The organism is Acinetobacter sp. GD03645 (genome assembly GCF_029845285.1).
Taxonomy (GTDB): Bacteria; Pseudomonadota; Gammaproteobacteria; order Pseudomonadales; family Moraxellaceae; genus Acinetobacter; species Acinetobacter corruptisaponis.
Window position 1 is genome coordinate 196,801 of record NZ_JAOCLL010000002.1, and the last position, 15,018, is coordinate 211,818.

The 15,018-nt window shown below is 44.8% G+C and carries 15 protein-coding genes and 2 tRNA genes; 7 read left to right on the forward strand and 10 right to left on the reverse strand.

Annotated features, from left to right (window positions below; translation table 11 throughout):
* Positions 1 to 10: 10 nt before the first annotated feature.
* The 4 genes from N5J47_RS02430 to N5J47_RS02445 all read right to left on the reverse strand — a co-directional run bounded on the left by N5J47_RS02430 (position 11) and on the right by N5J47_RS02445 (position 5,080).
* Positions 11 to 328 carry an AzlD domain-containing protein gene (locus N5J47_RS02430; RefSeq protein WP_279958725.1) on the reverse strand — a complete coding sequence of 106 codons (318 nt, stop codon included), beginning with the start codon at positions 326 to 328 and terminating at the stop codon, positions 11 to 13.
* Entirely contained in the window at positions 325 to 1,032 is a 708-nt protein-coding gene (locus N5J47_RS02435; protein WP_279958726.1) for an AzlC family ABC transporter permease, read from the reverse strand. The genes N5J47_RS02430 and N5J47_RS02435 overlap by 4 nt, the downstream gene beginning before the upstream one ends.
* Positions 1,033 to 1,211: 179 nt before the next feature.
* Positions 1,212 to 2,624, reverse strand: a complete 1,413-nt coding sequence (locus N5J47_RS02440) for an IS1182 family transposase (RefSeq protein ID WP_279958727.1) — start codon at positions 2,622 to 2,624, stop codon at positions 1,212 to 1,214.
* Between the two features lie 98 nt (positions 2,625 to 2,722).
* The gene (locus N5J47_RS02445; protein WP_279958728.1) at positions 2,723 to 5,080 is read right to left on the reverse strand and encodes a Tex family protein; all 2,358 of its coding nucleotides are present in this window, start codon (positions 5,078 to 5,080) and stop codon (positions 2,723 to 2,725) included.
* Between the two features lie 587 nt (positions 5,081 to 5,667).
* On the opposite strand from N5J47_RS02445, the gene ompR reads away from it, so the two are divergent.
* Together ompR and N5J47_RS02455 are read left to right on the forward strand one after the other, a co-directional pair.
* Entirely contained in the window at positions 5,668 to 6,432 is a 765-nt protein-coding gene (gene ompR, locus N5J47_RS02450) for a two-component system response regulator OmpR (protein WP_004678831.1), read from the forward strand.
* A gap of 17 nt (positions 6,433 to 6,449) precedes the next feature.
* Entirely contained in the window at positions 6,450 to 7,901 is a 1,452-nt protein-coding gene (locus tag N5J47_RS02455; protein WP_279958729.1) for an ATP-binding protein, read from the forward strand.
* Here the strand turns inward: N5J47_RS02455 and N5J47_RS02460 are convergent.
* The gene (locus tag N5J47_RS02460; RefSeq protein ID WP_279958730.1) at positions 7,898 to 8,254 is read right to left on the reverse strand and encodes a hypothetical protein; all 357 of its coding nucleotides are present in this window, start codon (positions 8,252 to 8,254) and stop codon (positions 7,898 to 7,900) included. The genes N5J47_RS02455 and N5J47_RS02460 overlap by 4 nt on opposite strands.
* A 207-nt stretch (positions 8,255 to 8,461) precedes the next feature.
* On the opposite strand from N5J47_RS02460, the gene N5J47_RS02465 reads away from it, so the two are divergent.
* The gene (locus N5J47_RS02465; protein ID WP_004760495.1) at positions 8,462 to 9,982 is read left to right on the forward strand and encodes an acetyl-CoA hydrolase/transferase family protein; all 1,521 of its coding nucleotides are present in this window, start codon (positions 8,462 to 8,464) and stop codon (positions 9,980 to 9,982) included.
* Between the two features lie 57 nt (positions 9,983 to 10,039).
* Here N5J47_RS02465 and N5J47_RS02470 read toward each other — a convergent pair whose 3' ends face one another.
* From N5J47_RS02470 to N5J47_RS02490, 5 genes are all read right to left on the reverse strand, one after another.
* Positions 10,040 to 10,771, reverse strand: coding sequence for a hypothetical protein (locus tag N5J47_RS02470; RefSeq protein WP_279958731.1), 732 nt, complete (start codon positions 10,769 to 10,771; stop codon positions 10,040 to 10,042).
* Positions 10,772 to 10,828: 57 nt separating this feature from the next.
* Positions 10,829 to 11,275, reverse strand: a complete 447-nt coding sequence (locus tag N5J47_RS02475) for a hypothetical protein (RefSeq protein WP_279958732.1) — start codon at positions 11,273 to 11,275, stop codon at positions 10,829 to 10,831.
* 222 nt (positions 11,276 to 11,497) lie between these two features.
* A tRNA-Phe gene (locus tag N5J47_RS02480) sits at positions 11,498 to 11,573 on the reverse strand.
* A gap of 138 nt (positions 11,574 to 11,711) precedes the next feature.
* Positions 11,712 to 11,787 (reverse strand) — tRNA-Phe (locus tag N5J47_RS02485).
* 108 nt (positions 11,788 to 11,895) lie between these two features.
* On the reverse strand, positions 11,896 to 12,273 hold the full coding sequence (locus tag N5J47_RS02490; protein WP_004760493.1) for a GNAT family N-acetyltransferase: 378 nt from the start codon (positions 12,271 to 12,273) through the stop codon (positions 11,896 to 11,898).
* 104 nt (positions 12,274 to 12,377) lie between these two features.
* On the opposite strand from N5J47_RS02490, the gene hisB reads away from it, so the two are divergent.
* The 4 genes from hisB (at position 12,378) to N5J47_RS02510 (ending at position 14,985) form a co-directional block, all read left to right on the forward strand.
* Entirely contained in the window at positions 12,378 to 12,971 is a 594-nt protein-coding gene (gene hisB, locus N5J47_RS02495; RefSeq protein WP_267980828.1) for an imidazoleglycerol-phosphate dehydratase HisB, read from the forward strand.
* Positions 12,971 to 13,588 carry an imidazole glycerol phosphate synthase subunit HisH gene (hisH, locus tag N5J47_RS02500; protein WP_004760491.1) on the forward strand — a complete coding sequence of 206 codons (618 nt, stop codon included), beginning with the start codon at positions 12,971 to 12,973 and terminating at the stop codon, positions 13,586 to 13,588. Before hisB ends, hisH begins: the two co-directional genes overlap by 1 nt.
* Before the next feature lie 88 nt (positions 13,589 to 13,676).
* Positions 13,677 to 14,222 (forward strand): DUF805 domain-containing protein, encoded by a 546-nt coding sequence (locus N5J47_RS02505; RefSeq protein ID WP_279958785.1) that lies wholly within the window; start codon positions 13,677 to 13,679, stop codon positions 14,220 to 14,222.
* Between the two features lie 100 nt (positions 14,223 to 14,322).
* A complete protein-coding gene (locus N5J47_RS02510; RefSeq protein WP_279958733.1) occupies positions 14,323 to 14,985 on the forward strand; it encodes a 3'-5' exonuclease domain-containing protein 2 in 663 nt (220 codons plus the stop codon).
* The last annotated feature ends 33 nt before the right edge of the window (positions 14,986 to 15,018 follow it).

Here is a 15,018-nt window from a genome sequence, read left to right on the forward strand (position 1 = left end):
CCCAGGCCTGCTAATTTAACCAAAACACCAAGGCATAAAAACACGCCAAACTCAGGATAATGGTCAATAAGGTATGTCTGACCTTATAGGCAATCACAATGGTTAAAATCGTGGCCAGAAAATAAGGATTGAGCAGGGTTGAACGAAATGCACCATGCTCATCCATAAACACAATCGGGGTGGCAATCGCAGTCAATAAGCATGGTGCTGAATATTGCAAAGACTGTTGAAACCATTTGGGCAAACGCAAGGGAAGATTCGGTTCGAGCAAGATATAGCGGTTCATAAACACCACAATTGCCAAAATAATCAGGAGAAACCAACTCATGCCACACGCTCCCGAAGATTCTGTAAACACGTCGCGGTCAACATTCCAATCACCCCTGCCAAGATGGCTGCACTTTTAATGCCCAGGCCTAGAAACACCACCGTTAAAATCACCGAAACCAGTACACCCACCAACGTATTTAGGTTTTTAATAAAGGGAATCACAATCGCGATAAAAGTTGCAACAATGGAAAAATCGAGATGATATTGGTCTAAATTTGGTAGAGAGGAAGCCAACACAATACCGCCAATACTAAATAGCACCCAAGCCAAATAGAAACAACTGCCAGCTCCAAGCAAAAAATAAATATAATGTTCACGCTTATGAATACCAACAGCAAACAATTCATCAGTCAGCAAGAAACCAAATAACAAACGCTGTTTTAATGGCAGTCTGGCAATTTCTTCACGAAAATATAGGGCATATAAATAATGCTGTGTGGTAATCAAAAATACTGAAATGATAATGGTGAGTGCAGGTGTACCCGCCATGACCAAACCTAGTGTCATCAACTGTGCTGCACCTGCAAAAACCAGTGCAGACATTCCTATCGCTTGCCCAGTGGTTAGGCCAGCCTGAATCGCCATTGAGCCTGCCAGCAAACCCCACGGCAACACTGCGAAACATAAGGGAAGTATTTTGATGACCCCTTGTAAAAAAGCGCGCTGGGGTGAGGAAAGATTTTCAGCAGAATCTGGGGACATAAGAACAACAAGTTTGCGTTGGGAACTGAGGAATTATAATAAAGTTCAAAATAAAAATGGAAAAATCATCTATTTTGAATGTAAAAAACCTCCCGAGGGAGGTCAGATTGCTGACAAACCCTGATTAGCTTTTTAATCAGGGTTTATTTTCTGGAGAATAAATTGATATTGAGTGATTTTCAGGCAAATTGATAACTAAAAAACAAGATAAAAAACACTTTCCATAGGTGTAGGGCAATCTTTTTCATATTCTGTGCTGTTGCTGCCATTAAACATTGCTGCATAATACGTGTTAATCCCCGAAATCGTGCATAACGATGTCCATGCAATTGCTTGGCATCAGCGAAACTTCTTTCAACGGTTTCCTTGCGCCTCGCATATATCTTCTTACCTTGTGGACTTAGACGGATTGCATTCATCCTATCCTTGCTGTCTTCCCATACATGGCGGGTCAGAACTTTAGTCCCCGTTTTGCTCTGTGTGCATTTCTCTCGAACTGGACACTGTAAACAATGCCTTGCATCAGAATGGTAGTGTTTGTATCCATTGCGATCCGTGGTTTTATAAATCAGGGTTTGTCCCTGGGGACAGGTGTAATGATCTTGTGTTGAACTGTAAATATATTCTCCTTTGTAGAAATAGCCTTTCCGATGGACTGGTCGCCGATAGCCCATCACTGGGGCAATATCTCGCTGTTCCAGTCCATAACAGATTGCATTGGTCGAATAGCCTGCATCTAAACCAACGCTATGGGGACTAAAATCAAAACGATGCATTTGATGATCCAATCGTTCTAAATATGGTCTGCTGTCATGAACGTTGCCTGCGGTCACATGGGTATCGGTAATAATCGCAAATTTACTGTCTACAGTGCGATGGTCTAAATAGAAGAACCCTTTGGGTTTTCCATCTCGGTTCATATAACCACTGTCAGGGTCTGTGGTACTGACTTTGATATTTCTACTTTTGCCTGATGAGCCTTTAGGTGGTTCATCGTCATGATCTTTCTCCTTTCTTGGTTTTAGGGGCTTCTGACCATGCTTTTGCCGTTCTGTTGTGATGGCTTGTTCCAGATCATCTAAATAACCTAATGTACTGTCCTGTACAACCTGATTGATGAACTTGTTTTTATTGGCGTTGGCTTTGAGGTGGGTGGAATCAGTATAAAGAATATGACCATCTACCATTTTATGGCCTATGGCAAGACGCACGATTTCCTCGAATAGGTCCTGATAAATCGTATTCTCATGAAAGCGCCTGCGTCTGGTCTGACTCAGGGTTGAGGCATCAGGAACTTTCTGTGTGAGGGAATAACCGATGTACCAGCGATAGGCAACATTGACCTCAACTTCACGCATTAACTGGCGTTCACTACGAATTCCGAAGAGATAACCAAGTAACAGCAGTTTAAAAAATACAACGGGATCAAGTGCAGGTCGTCCATTATTGGGACAGTATAGATGAGCTACACGTTCCCGAATAAAATCCAGTTGAATGAATCTATCGAGTTTACGGACAAGATGGTCTTTCGGCACGAGGCTATCTAATGTCACCATCTCGATTTCTTGTTGGGATGAGATTGATTTCAGCATATCCATATTATAGAAAAAGGGCTTCCTAACGGAAACCCTTTGTCAGCAATCTGACCTCCCGAGGGAGGTTTTTTACATTATCAAAAATTGTAATAGACTTATTTCGTCCCTTTAATTCCCGCCTGCAACAACAAGGCACCCAATCCACCAATTTTTTGCTCTTGTGGTTTCTCGGTTTTTGGTTTGTTGTTTTGCGGACGTTTAAAGTCACCCTCTTTACGTGGTGGACGCTGTCCCTGTGGCTTACGCTCTGAACGTTCCGCACGGTCTTGCTGTGGACGCTGCTGTTGGCGCGATGCTTTTGCAGGTGCAGAACCCTCAGCACGCATACTCAGGTTGACACGGTTACGCTCCACATCCACCTGCATGACACGCACCTGCACGATTTGACCTGGTTTCACCACCTTATGTGGATCAGAAACAAATTCATTCGCCAGTTCAGAAATATGCACCAAGCCATCCTGATGCACACCCACGTCTACGAACGCACCGAAGTTCGTCACATTGGTCACTACACCCTCAAGCTGCATGCCTTCAGTCAATTGTGCAACTTCAGTGATATCTTCGCGGAATTTAGCAGTACGAAACTCTGGACGTGGATCACGGCCTGGTTTTTCCAGTTCAGCCAAAACATCCTGAATCGTAGGTAAACCAAACTTGTCATCGACAAACTCATCCGCCTTGACCTGGCGAATGATTTCAGTATTGCCAATGATGTCTTTTACGGTTGTTGCTTTTGCCGCAACAATTTTTTCCACCAGACCATAACTTTCAGGGTGAACCGCAGATGCATCCAATGGCTCTGAACCATTCTGGACACGCAAGAAACCTGCTGACTGCTCAAACGTACGTTCGCCCAAACGTGGTACTTTTTTCAATGCCTGACGGTTATCAAAACGACCATGTTCTTTACGGTATTCAACAATTTGCTGGGCAATGGCCTTGTTTAAACCTGCAATATAGGCAAGAATTGCTGGAGAAGCGGTATTTACATCAACACCCACCGCGTTCACACAGTCTTCCACCACGGCATCCAGTGTTTTTGCCAAACCTGTCTGGTTCACATCATGCTGGTACTGGCCCACACCAATCGATTTAGGATCAATTTTGACTAACTCAGCCAATGGATCTTGTAAACGACGGGCAATTGACACTGCACCACGAATCGACACATCAAGCTCTGGTAATTCTTGCGAAGCGAGTTCACTTGCTGAATAAACTGATGCACCTGCCTCACTCACTGTGATACGCGTCAGTTTCAGGTCGGTATTGGCAGCCATCATTTCAGCAACAACTGCCTCTGTTTCACGGCTTGCAGTTCCGTTGCCAATCGCAATAAGTTCCACGTGGAACTCTCGACATAAACGGGCAAGTTCCGCAATAGACCCCTCTTTATCTTCTTTCGGGGCAAATGGATAAATGGTGCTGTAGGCAAGCACATCACCCGCATCACTCACCACCGCAAGCTTCACGCCTGTACGAATACCAGGGTCAACGCCCAAAGTGGTACGACCACCCGCTGGTGCAGAAAGCAGTAGATGACGCAGGTTTTCAGCGAACACATCCATGGCTTCCGCTTCAGCAGACAAACGTTTATCTGTTAGTAATGAATGTTCAATCTGTGGACGGACCTTGCCCAACCAGAACAGTTTTGCTGTTTGCTTTAAATAGTCCTGACGTGTTTGTGGCTGTAACGTTTCAAGATTGTATTCGGTTTCAATACGTGCCAGTGGTGCATCATCTTCACCATCCACTTTTAAGCCCAATACATTTTCTTGACGACCACGCAACATTGCCAGTAAACGGTGTGATGGCACTTTATTCAGGTTTTCAGAGAACTCAAAATAATCACGGAACTTCTTGCCAACTTCTTTTTTATCTTCAGAAGCTACAGCACTTTTCAACACCGCAGTTTTGGCAAAGCTTTGCTTTAACTCAGTGGTCAAGGCAATATTTTGCGCCCAGTCATCAATCAGGATATGCTGGATTGCATCAAGCTGGCTTTCTACATCTGGATAATCTTCATGGCTAAAACCAGCCAATGCCTCAGTTGGATCAATTTGATCTGAAATAATTTTTTCAGCAACTGGACCTAGACCTGCTTCTTTTGCCTTAAATGATTTGCTGGTCCGTTTTGGACGGTAAGGTGCGTAAATTTCTTCCAGTGCGTTCTTGGTTTCTGCGGCATTGACACGCGCCAATAAATCATCACTTAATTTATCTTGTTCTTGTAAAGACTGGATCACTTTCTCACGACGTTCGTATAAATCACGTAAGTAAGTCAAACGTGTATCGAGTTGACGTAATTGGGTATCGTCCAAGCCTTGCGTGACCTCTTTACGGTAACGTGCAATAAAGGGAACACTGGCGCCTTCATCAATTAAACGAATAGCAGCTTCTACTTGGTTTGGACGTACGGCAAGTTCATTTGCCAACTGCTGAACTAAGTCAGTCATCGTGATTGATTCCACAAGGGTTAAGTCTAAAAGCACTGATTATAAAGTTCATGGCTATAAAATCCACCATTGTTTTTTTGAATATTTAACCAGTAGTTTTTGCAAATCCCTCAATGTTTCTAAAATAACGGCGTTTTTTAGGCTAAATATTGAAAAATAGGTTGATTGTCATCATTTTGCCTGTATATATTTGGTATCTATCTCTTGATTTTATTGGCAATATTTGTTGCTTTATAACATAGCCAAAACTGTGCAATGAATCGTATACTCGAGGGTCTGTTGATATTTCACTCACACTTGCGACAGAGGACATTTTTTAGGCGGTACAAGACATGGCTTACAAAATTTAGTGATTCTAAATGAGTAAGACATAACGCAGTAACGACAAAAAATGTCCCTGTCCCACAGGGTTATGGCTAAAACTGCCCCAAACTTCGTTATGAAACTTGACAAGGGGGTCGCCATTGCCTACGTTTCATGCCTTGTTTGTGTGGTTTTAGCCGATAACGCAAGGTATGGTTGAAATATTAACAAACCCTATAGCATTGCATAAAGACGATGACAATAAACGATAAAAGGAGCACATCATGAGTTTAGTTGTACCTGCCGAATCAACGGAAACCGTACACCATGAAACCGATCGGGTCGAACGCATCCTAGTCGTCGATGATGATGTGCGCTTGCGTACACTGTTACAACGTTTTCTTGAAGACAAGGGCTTTGTGGTAAAAACCGCGCATGACGCCACCCAGATGGACCGTTTGCTACAGCGTGAACTGTTCTCCCTTATCGTGCTCGACTTTATGCTTCCCGTGGAAGATGGCTTAAGTATCTGTCGTCGCCTGCGCCAGTCCAATATTGACACCCCAATCATCATGCTAACCGCACGTGGCAGTGACTCTGACCGTATTGCAGGTCTGGAAGCGGGTGCAGATGACTATCTGCCAAAGCCATTTAACCCGAATGAACTGTTGGCTCGTATCCGTGCGGTACTGCGCCGTCAGGTTCGCGAGGTGCCAGGCGCACCAAGCCAGCAGGTTGAAGTGGTTAGTTTTGGGCCGTGGGCGCTGGACCTGTCTACCCGCACCCTCACCCGTGAGGGACAAGTCGTGACCCTGACCACAGGTGAGTTCGCCGTGCTGAAAGCGCTGGTTCAGCATCCCCGTGAGCCGTTGACCCGTGACAAGCTGATGAACCTTGCCCGTGGCCGTGAATGGGGTGCGATGGAGCGCTCGATTGACGTGCAGGTGTCTCGCTTACGCCGCTTAATTGAGGACAATCCTGCCCGCGCCCGCTACATCCAGACTGTTTGGGGCGTAGGCTACGTTTTCGTTCCAGATGGTGCTGAGTAAGTGCGGGAAACTCAACCTTGAAACTTGAACCTATTGATCCACAAGAATTTACCGACTTTGAGACCTACTCTGAAAAGCCACGGACCCAGTGGGAACGTTTTTTAGACAAGATCAAGCCACGGTCTGCCGCAATGCGTACCACCGTACTGGTACTGTTTACGGTGTTCTTTAGTCTATTCATGTCCTTGTGGTTCTTTTGGCGAACCCTCTATCTTCCTGAACTGCAACAGCATGCACGCTATCTGGCCATTGAGCTGGAACTGGTCAACAATCCTGACATTCGCATCCTACACCGCGATACCGAAGTCGATATCGACACATGGCTAAAAAACCGTATCGGGATTGAATATGTAACCGATCCACGGGAGTTTCCAGTACTGGAAGATAAGTTTCTGGCTGAATTCTTCACCGACCAGATTGAGCAAAAGCTTGCCAAAGAGCTGGGTGTCGAGAAAGTTACCGTTTATTTTAAATTCAAGCCGATTCCACGTATCTGGATTCAAACGCCTGAAATGAATGGCAACTGGGTCAGGGAACCCCTCAAGACCTACACCAACTACAGTGTTGAACTGATTGCATCGTGGCTGTTTGGTGTGCCGATCCTGTCCTCCGTTATTATCCTGATTCTGGTGCGGCAGATGAACCGTCCCTTGCGCCGCCTACAGAATGCCGCCAACAATTACAGTAAAACGGGCAAGGCCCCCTATCTGGACACCAACCACGGACCACTGGAAATCCGTCAGGTCAATCAGGCCTTTAACCACATGGTGTATACACTGGAACAAACCGAGCGTGACCGCCGTGTCATGCTGGCGGGCATCTCCCACGATTTGCGCACTCCGCTAACCCGTATTCGCCTGACTGCGGAAATGCTGCCTGATGAGTTTTTCCGTGAGGGGCTGATTTATGATGTAGATGATATGGATGCCATCCTGAATCAGTTTATTTCCTATATGCGAGATGGTTCGGATGAGGAGCTGACGGATACCAATATCAACAGCTTGCTGCAAGAACTGGTGGTGCAGTTCAAGCCGCTGGACATCCGTTTTGAGGCACAGGAACTTCCCGTGATTCCTGCACGCAGCCTGTCACTCAAGCGTCTGATTGCCAACCTGATCAATAATGCCAAGCGTTATGGTGCCGAACCCATCGAACTGTCTGCCAGTCATGTTGACCAGTATATTTTAATTACTGTTGCCGATCATGGGGAAGGCATCCCGCCCGATCAGGTGGAGGAACTGATGCAACCTTTTGTACGTGGCAATTCCGCACGTACCATTCAGGGAAGTGGTCTGGGCCTCGCCATTGTGAAACGTATTGTGGACATCCACCAGGGACAGATCAACATCCGCAACCGAGAGCAAGGCGGTCTGGAAGTGGTGATTTCCCTGCCTATTCCCACACCTGAAGATGAATCACATAGCAACACCATCGACAAGATCAAGCAAACCCTAAGCGGTCATTTTTAAAATGTCACACTGATACGTGTTCCCACTTTTATCTTGCCACATTCTGAATCGCCAACAGGCAACTTTTTAAACTTGAAGTCACGAAAGTGAACAGCCCGATTTTGCATATCAAAGGGTTCAGAAGAGGTAATTTTCAGGCATTGAAAAGGCAAAATGCTTTTCAAAATTTCTTTATCTTTCTCAGTCAGTTGATGGGTTGAGAGATAAATATGCCCCGTTGTAATCGGCAAGTGTATTTCTGCTCCCTGCATTTCTGCGGAACCTGTCAGCTTCACGGTATGATGATTAACAACTTTACAGCCATGTAAAGCAAGCATACTCATCAAAACAATTACACTTTGATTTTTTTTCATTCACTTGCTCAATCATGCGGTTCTTAGCTAAATTACCATTAAAATCTATAGATATTAAAGAAGTGGATATACTGAATTTAAGTAAGTTCCAACTAACCCCTCGTCCTATTGTTTTCACCCTATTAGACCTTAGCCTTAGTTCAATTCACTTTTCACGTTTTAGCGCTAAAATCCATATCCAATGAAAATCAAAATTGAGAATGGATGATGTCTCTAGATCGTATTCGCCTTGCCTCACTGCATGACAAAGTGATGAGTGCTGAGCAGGCTGCCAGCTTTATTGAAAATGACATGACGGTGGGTATGAGTGGTTTTACCCGCGCAGGCGAAGCGAAAGCTGTTCCTCAGGCACTTGCTGAACGCGCCAAGAAAAATCCGTTAAAAATCACGTTAATTACAGGTGCAAGTCTAGGCAATGACCTCGATAAACAGCTCACTGAAGCAGGTGTATTGGCACGTCGCATGCCATTCCAGGTGGACAACACCCTGCGCCGCGCCATCAACAACGGCGAAGTAATGTTTGTTGACCAGCACCTGTCCGAAACTGTGGAGCACATGCGTAACCTGCAACTGAAAAAACCAGATATTGCGGTGATTGAGGCTGTGGCGATTACTGAAGATGGTGGCATCATTCCAACCACATCAGTGGGCAACTCGGCCAGCTTTGCGATTTTTGCTGAAAAAGTCATTGTTGAAATCAATACCAACACCAGCACCGCCTTTGAAGGCCTGCATGACATCTACATCCCGACCTACCGCCCAACACGCCAGCCAATTCCATTGACCAAGGTGGATGAGCGCATGGGAAGTACGGCCATCAATATCGACCCTGCCAAAATTGTCGGTATTGTATTCAATGACACCCTGCTGGATTCGCCATCAACCGTCACCCCGCCAGATGACGAAACCCAGGGTATTGCCAATCACCTGATCGCCTTTTTTGAAAAAGAAGTGGCTGAGGGCCGTTTACCGAAAAACCTGGGACCTTTACAGGCAGGTATTGGTTCGATTGCCAATGCGGTACTGACAGGTTTAAAGGATTCTCCTTTTGAAGACTTGGTGATGTATTCAGAAGTATTGCAGGACTGTACTTTTGAATTGATTGATGCTGGAAAAATGAAATTTGCGTCAGGCTGTTCCATCACCCTGTCACAGAAATATGGCGAAAAGGTGTTTGGCAATATTGAGGCCTACCGTGACAAGCTGGTGTTGCGTACACAGGAAATGTCCAACCATCCAGAACTGGTGCGCCGTTTAGGCATCATTGGTATCAATACCGCGCTTGAGTTTGATATCTACGGCAATGTGAACTCAACACACGTTTGCGGCACCAAAATGATGAATGGGATCGGCGGTTCAGGTGACTTCGCCCGTAATGCACACCTAGCCATCTTCGTAACCAAGTCGATTGCCAAGGGCGGTGATATTTCCTCTATCGTGCCAATGGTCAGCCATGTTGACCACAACGAGCATGATGTTGATATTTTGGTGACTGAAATTGGTTTAGCGGATTTACGTGGCCTGGCACCTCGTGAACGTGCCAAGGTGATCATTGAGAACTGTGTACATCCACTTTACCGTAACGCACTTCAGGACTATTTTGAGCGCGCCTGTGAACGTGGTGGACATACACCTCACCTGCTTCGTGAAGCGCTGTCCTGGCATGCAAATTTTGAAGAAACAGGCCATATGCTGGTTAGCAATATTGAGGTTGCTAAATCGGCTTAATTTCCTAAGCTACGAGATAAAAAAGCCAGTCTTGTTGAACTGGCTTTTTTATCTGCATTAGTTTAACACTTCCGCAATATGATAACTTGCCTGTGCAATCGGGGTGAGTTGATCGGACATCTGGTAGACTTTGACATCATAATTCCCTTTCTGCCAGCCATTTGTGGGTACAGTACTGATCCAGTTTTGTGATGAATCCTGACTAATATTTCTTGGTGTAAACACCAGAATCTCACCTGTGTCCCGATTTAACCAGCGGATAAAAACCTGCTGATCCGCAGGAAACTTCCCTAGCGTATCAAAATGAGCAAATATATTTTGGAAATGATGGACCTGGCGTAAATCCTCTGAAGATTGTGGCATGACTGGCGTAAGTGCCAGCACCAACCGACCTGCCAACACCTGATCATCATTTTGTGAACCAAGTTCTTCCAGGGCACGTTGGGCAAAAACCTTTTTGTCCCGAATCATGGAGAAATCCTGTCGGGGAAATGCCTTTTTGAGATAGTCAGAGACTTGCTGTTCGGGTGTGTTGGCAAGAATTTGCGAAATTTGCCGTTGCTGCTGCCCAGAAAGTGTACTTAATGGTTGTGCTTTATTATTTACCAACTGCCGTACGGTAAAAGCCGTAAGATCATCAACATCTGTGATTTCAGGAGAATGTTGATCGGATTTTACGACCGTCGGCACTGGTTTTGACGGTATTGTTGGCAAATGCCGAAAATCCGCAACCAGATACCCCAAGCCAAATCCAACACTTAAACATAACAAATAAAGCCATTTTTCCATAGGTATTCCAAAATTAAAGGTGGATACACCACCTTTAAAACATGACTTACGGCTTAATTATGAAGCACAGCTGACTTTTGTTCCGTTCAAGGTCACTCCACTGCTAAATGATGTGCCATTATCAATAACATACTGTTTAGTAAAGCCTGTACCTGTAAGCATTCTGAGTGATGTGCCCACACATACGCTGGTTTGCTGGACCTGTCCAATCGATGCAACACAACCATTTTGTGTCGCCGTAACCGTATTGGTTCCCGTTGCGCACTGTGCGGTAATGGTCGTACTTGGGCTTGAATTATCTGATGATTCACAGGCGGAACAGTTATTCTGACTTTCACAGGCATCCGCCGCAGATTGTGATTTACAGGTATAGGTCACATCACCTTTGGTAATTTTTTTAGAATAGGAAGAGTCCGTACTTGCTGAACCACCGCCGCCGCCCCCGCAAGCAGTTAAAAATATGCATAAAAATGCGGCTGTACTTAATTTAATTGTATTGAACATAGAAATACCTTTTATATCATTGTATTTAAAGTTTTTAGATCGTCTGAGTTATTCTACCCAAGTCTTTAAAAGACGCATATCATGGCGTCATTCGCCTATTATTTTTGCAATCACATTTTTCATGCAATTCTTGAAAGCTTAGCGCATGGTTGGTCAATGAATCAATAAAATTTATCAAACAATAAAAAAAGCCCCAAACTTTCGTTTGGGGCTTTTTGAATATGGTGGCGGGACCCAGGATCGAACTGGGGACACACGGATTTTCAATCCGTTGCTCTACCGACTGAGCTATCGCGCCAATGGCGTGTATTAAGCCGCATCTCAGGCAAATAGTCAACAACTATCCTGAGCTTTTGTTTTAAATGCCGATTTTTCACACAAAAACATCAGGCAAAAAAAATCCCTGATGGGATCAGGGATTGAAATTTCAAATTCATGGTGGCGGGACCCAGGATCGAACTGGGGACACACGGATTTTCAATCCGTTGCTCTACCGACTGAGCTATCGCGCCAAAGTGGGCGTATTAAACAATGTTTGTCAAAATTCGTCAAGTCAATTTGTGGATTTTTCTATTCACTGTTTAATTTTGCTACAATACTGAACAGGAACCTATTTTCAGCTAGATCTTGCCCAGATGCGACAGGCAGCGGTGAATCGCGCCACAGCCTGGCTCAAACTGCTTCACGCCCTGCTCCTCTTCAATGCGGCAAACCTCCTCAACCAGACGCTCTGCCACGCCCCGTCCACGATTGGCAGGGTGAACCACAATATATTCCAGCACACGGCTTTCACCTTGTCCTGTTGACCAAATTGCACCTATAATTTTGGTGTTAAATTCAGCGGTGTAAACTGTGGTATATTGTTGCAGATCTTGTTCAAGTTGCTGCATTGCATCTTGCCCATCACCAAACTCTGGGCTGGTGTCATAAAGTCGCTCTAGCTGGGTACGAATCCCTAGATTATCTAGAGAACGGTAAGCATGTACGGTAATAGGCATTGATTAACCCTCCTGAGCAAACTATGATGCTGTCACTTTTTCGTCACAGCGAAACTATCGGTTTTTAATTCAATCATTTTTGACGTTTTTTGAGGAACGTGTCCATGACGCAACGTATCAGTGAAGTGGTAAGAAATACCAACGAAACCAAAATTCGAGTTCGTCTCAATCTCGATGGTACTGGTCAAGGCACCCTCAACACTGGAGTTCCATTTTTAGACCATATGATTGATCAAATCAAGCGCCATGGTCTATTTGATATCGACATTCATTGCGATGGTGACCTTGAAATTGATGATCACCACACGGTGGAAGACTGTGGAATCACGCTGGGACAAGCCTTTGCGCAAGCTTTAGGTGATAAAAAGGGCTTGCGTCGTTATGGGCATTTTTATGCGCCACTCGATGAGGCACTGTCTCGTGTTGTGGTTGACCTGTCTGGTCGTCCAGGCCTGTTTATGGATATTCCATTCACCCGTGCCCGTATCGGAAGCTTTGACGTTGATCTATTCTCGGAATTTTTTCAGGGATTTGTCAACCATGCACTGATGACGCTGCATATTGACAACCTGAAAGGCAAAAACAGCCACCACCAGATTGAGAGTGTGTTTAAGGCGCTGGCGCGTGCCCTGCGTATGGCCTGTGAAATCGATCCACGTGCCGAAAATACCATTGCATCTACCAAAGGGAGTCTGTAATGACTCGTATTGCATTACTTGACTATGGTATGGGCAACCTGCACTCTGCGGCGAAAGCACTAGAGCATGTGGGTGCAACGGTTGATGTCACCAATGATCCAAAGCTGATTGCCAAGGCGGACAAGATTGTTTTTCCAGGTGTTGGCGCAATGCGTGACTGTATGCAGGGTATGCATGAGGCAGGCATTGATGAGGTGGTGCGTCAGGCAGCTTTCAATAAACCTGTTCTTGCGATTTGTGTGGGAATGCAAGCCCTATTGCAAAGTTCGGAAGAAAATGGCGGTGTCGATGCACTTGGTATTTTTGATGGTGTAGTGAAACACTTCCCTGAAATTCCACATTTAAAAGTACCACACATGGGCTGGAATCAGGTTCACCAGCTTGATCCAGATCATCCAATGTGGAACAACATTGAGCAGGACGCACGTTTCTATTTTGTGCATAGTTATTATGTGGAGCCAAAAGATTCGGCCATTACGGCGGCAACCTGTGATTATGGCGTGAACTTCTGTACCGCCATTCATAAGGACAACCTGTTCGCGACCCAGTTCCATCCAGAGAAAAGTCATACCGCTGGTTTGCAGTTGTTAAAAAACTTTGTGGAATGGAAGATTTAATCGAATTCACTGAAAAAATCGCCATTTAACTTGGCGATTTTTTTATTACCTGCCCACAGAATAATAATTTAGCCAAAGAATAATGATGATGCTCCCTACTGCTAATAATTTATCTCATCCACTTAATCCGCAGGGACGTTTTGGACGACTGTCTTTTGCTGCATGGCTATGTATAAGTAACTTGATTCTATCAATCGGGCTTATTTTAGCGATCACCTCAATGATTTATGCTCATACCTATGCTGAACCTTATAATAATATTTTAGCTATTTGCGCCATTCTTATTTTTATTACAATTATCGGCTCAACCAGCATCCCCACCTTTATTTTCATCATTCGTCGTTTACATGACCGTAATCAAAGCGGATGGTTGTCGTTGTTGATCATCGTCCCTCTTGTAAATCTGATTTTCCTGATTTACCTATTCTGTGCCAAGGGTACAGTGGGTGAAAATAATTTTGGTCCAGCACGAATCACTCAGGGTTGGGAAAAAGTCTTGGGTTGGATTTATATTATCCTTATCCCAATTGCCTTTGTTTTAGGGGTGTTCGCTGCAATTGCAATCCCTGCTTATCAGGACTATGTACAAAGAGCCCAACAGACACAGCAGCAATATAATCACAATACTGAATAAATCCTGACCCAAAGTTATTCTAAAGCCAAGTTTTCTCACTTGGCTTTTTCATTTGTGCAAAAGCGTTTAAGCTCAACCCATCAGTTAAGTTTCAGTGAAGATGGAAATGCAAGAACAAACCGTTGCACTAAGCAAAGAGCAAATACGAGCGTTACCCGCATTCCAGAATCTACATCCTGAAAATATTCTGGTCATTCGTACCCTCGAACAGTGTCTGGAAATTCAGGATGAACTGAATCAGGTTAAAATCCTTGGTTTTGACACCGAATCCAAACCTACATTCAAGGTGGGTGAAAAATCCACAGGTCCCCACCTCATTCAGTTGGCAAGCCATGACAAAGCCTATCTTTTTCAGATCAGCACAGAGATTCTGGGCTTCTTAAAACCGATTCTGGAAAATGAGCGGCAACTTAAGGTGGGTTTTGGCCTCAAGAATGATACCAGTGGATTCCGTCGCCACGGAATTGAACCAAAATCCCTGATTGAGCTGTCTAAAAGCTTTTCCAGCTTTGGCTATACCTCACAGGTCGGAGTACAAACGGCGGTGGCCCTACTTTTTCAGCGTTATTTTGCCAAGAGTAAAAAAATAAGCACCTCAAACTGGGCTGTCAAGAATCTGAGTTCCAAACAAATCGCCTATGCGGCGGCAGATGCCTATGCAGCCCTGCTGATTTTTGACCATCTTTATACACAGCAGTTACTCACCCCTCAACTCCAGCAACAAATCAGCAGAATACTGGATGATTCAGTATCCAGGACTTAGAGATCGTCCAATACTTTGCTAATATGTAGCCAA

Excerpts from the sequence above, each read along its gene's own strand:
- N5J47_RS02440 (WP_279958727.1), bottom strand. The coding sequence starts at position 2,624 with ATGCTGAAATCAATCTCATCCCAACAAGAAATCGAGATGGTGACATTA.
- N5J47_RS02465 (WP_004760495.1), top strand. The coding sequence starts at position 8,462 with ATGTCTCTAGATCGTATTCGCCTTGCCTCACTGCATGACAAAGTGATG.
- hisB (WP_267980828.1), top strand. The coding sequence starts at position 12,378 with ATGACGCAACGTATCAGTGAAGTGGTAAGAAATACCAACGAAACCAAA.
- N5J47_RS02445 (WP_279958728.1), bottom strand. The coding sequence starts at position 5,080 with ATGACTGACTTAGTTCAGCAGTTGGCAAATGAACTTGCCGTACGTCCA.
- N5J47_RS02505 (WP_279958785.1), top strand. The coding sequence starts at position 13,677 with ATGCTCCCTACTGCTAATAATTTATCTCATCCACTTAATCCGCAGGGA.
- ompR (WP_004678831.1), top strand. The coding sequence starts at position 5,668 with ATGAGTTTAGTTGTACCTGCCGAATCAACGGAAACCGTACACCATGAA.
- N5J47_RS02430 (WP_279958725.1), bottom strand. The coding sequence starts at position 328 with ATGAGTTGGTTTCTCCTGATTATTTTGGCAATTGTGGTGTTTATGAAC.
- N5J47_RS02470 (WP_279958731.1), bottom strand. The coding sequence starts at position 10,771 with ATGGAAAAATGGCTTTATTTGTTATGTTTAAGTGTTGGATTTGGCTTG.
- N5J47_RS02435 (WP_279958726.1), bottom strand. The coding sequence starts at position 1,032 with ATGTCCCCAGATTCTGCTGAAAATCTTTCCTCACCCCAGCGCGCTTTT.
- N5J47_RS02460 (WP_279958730.1), bottom strand. The coding sequence starts at position 8,254 with ATGAAAAAAAATCAAAGTGTAATTGTTTTGATGAGTATGCTTGCTTTA.
- N5J47_RS02475 (WP_279958732.1), bottom strand. The coding sequence starts at position 11,275 with ATGTTCAATACAATTAAATTAAGTACAGCCGCATTTTTATGCATATTT.
- hisH (WP_004760491.1), top strand. The coding sequence starts at position 12,971 with ATGACTCGTATTGCATTACTTGACTATGGTATGGGCAACCTGCACTCT.
- N5J47_RS02490 (WP_004760493.1), bottom strand. The coding sequence starts at position 12,273 with ATGCCTATTACCGTACATGCTTACCGTTCTCTAGATAATCTAGGGATT.
- N5J47_RS02510 (WP_279958733.1), top strand. The coding sequence starts at position 14,323 with ATGGAAATGCAAGAACAAACCGTTGCACTAAGCAAAGAGCAAATACGA.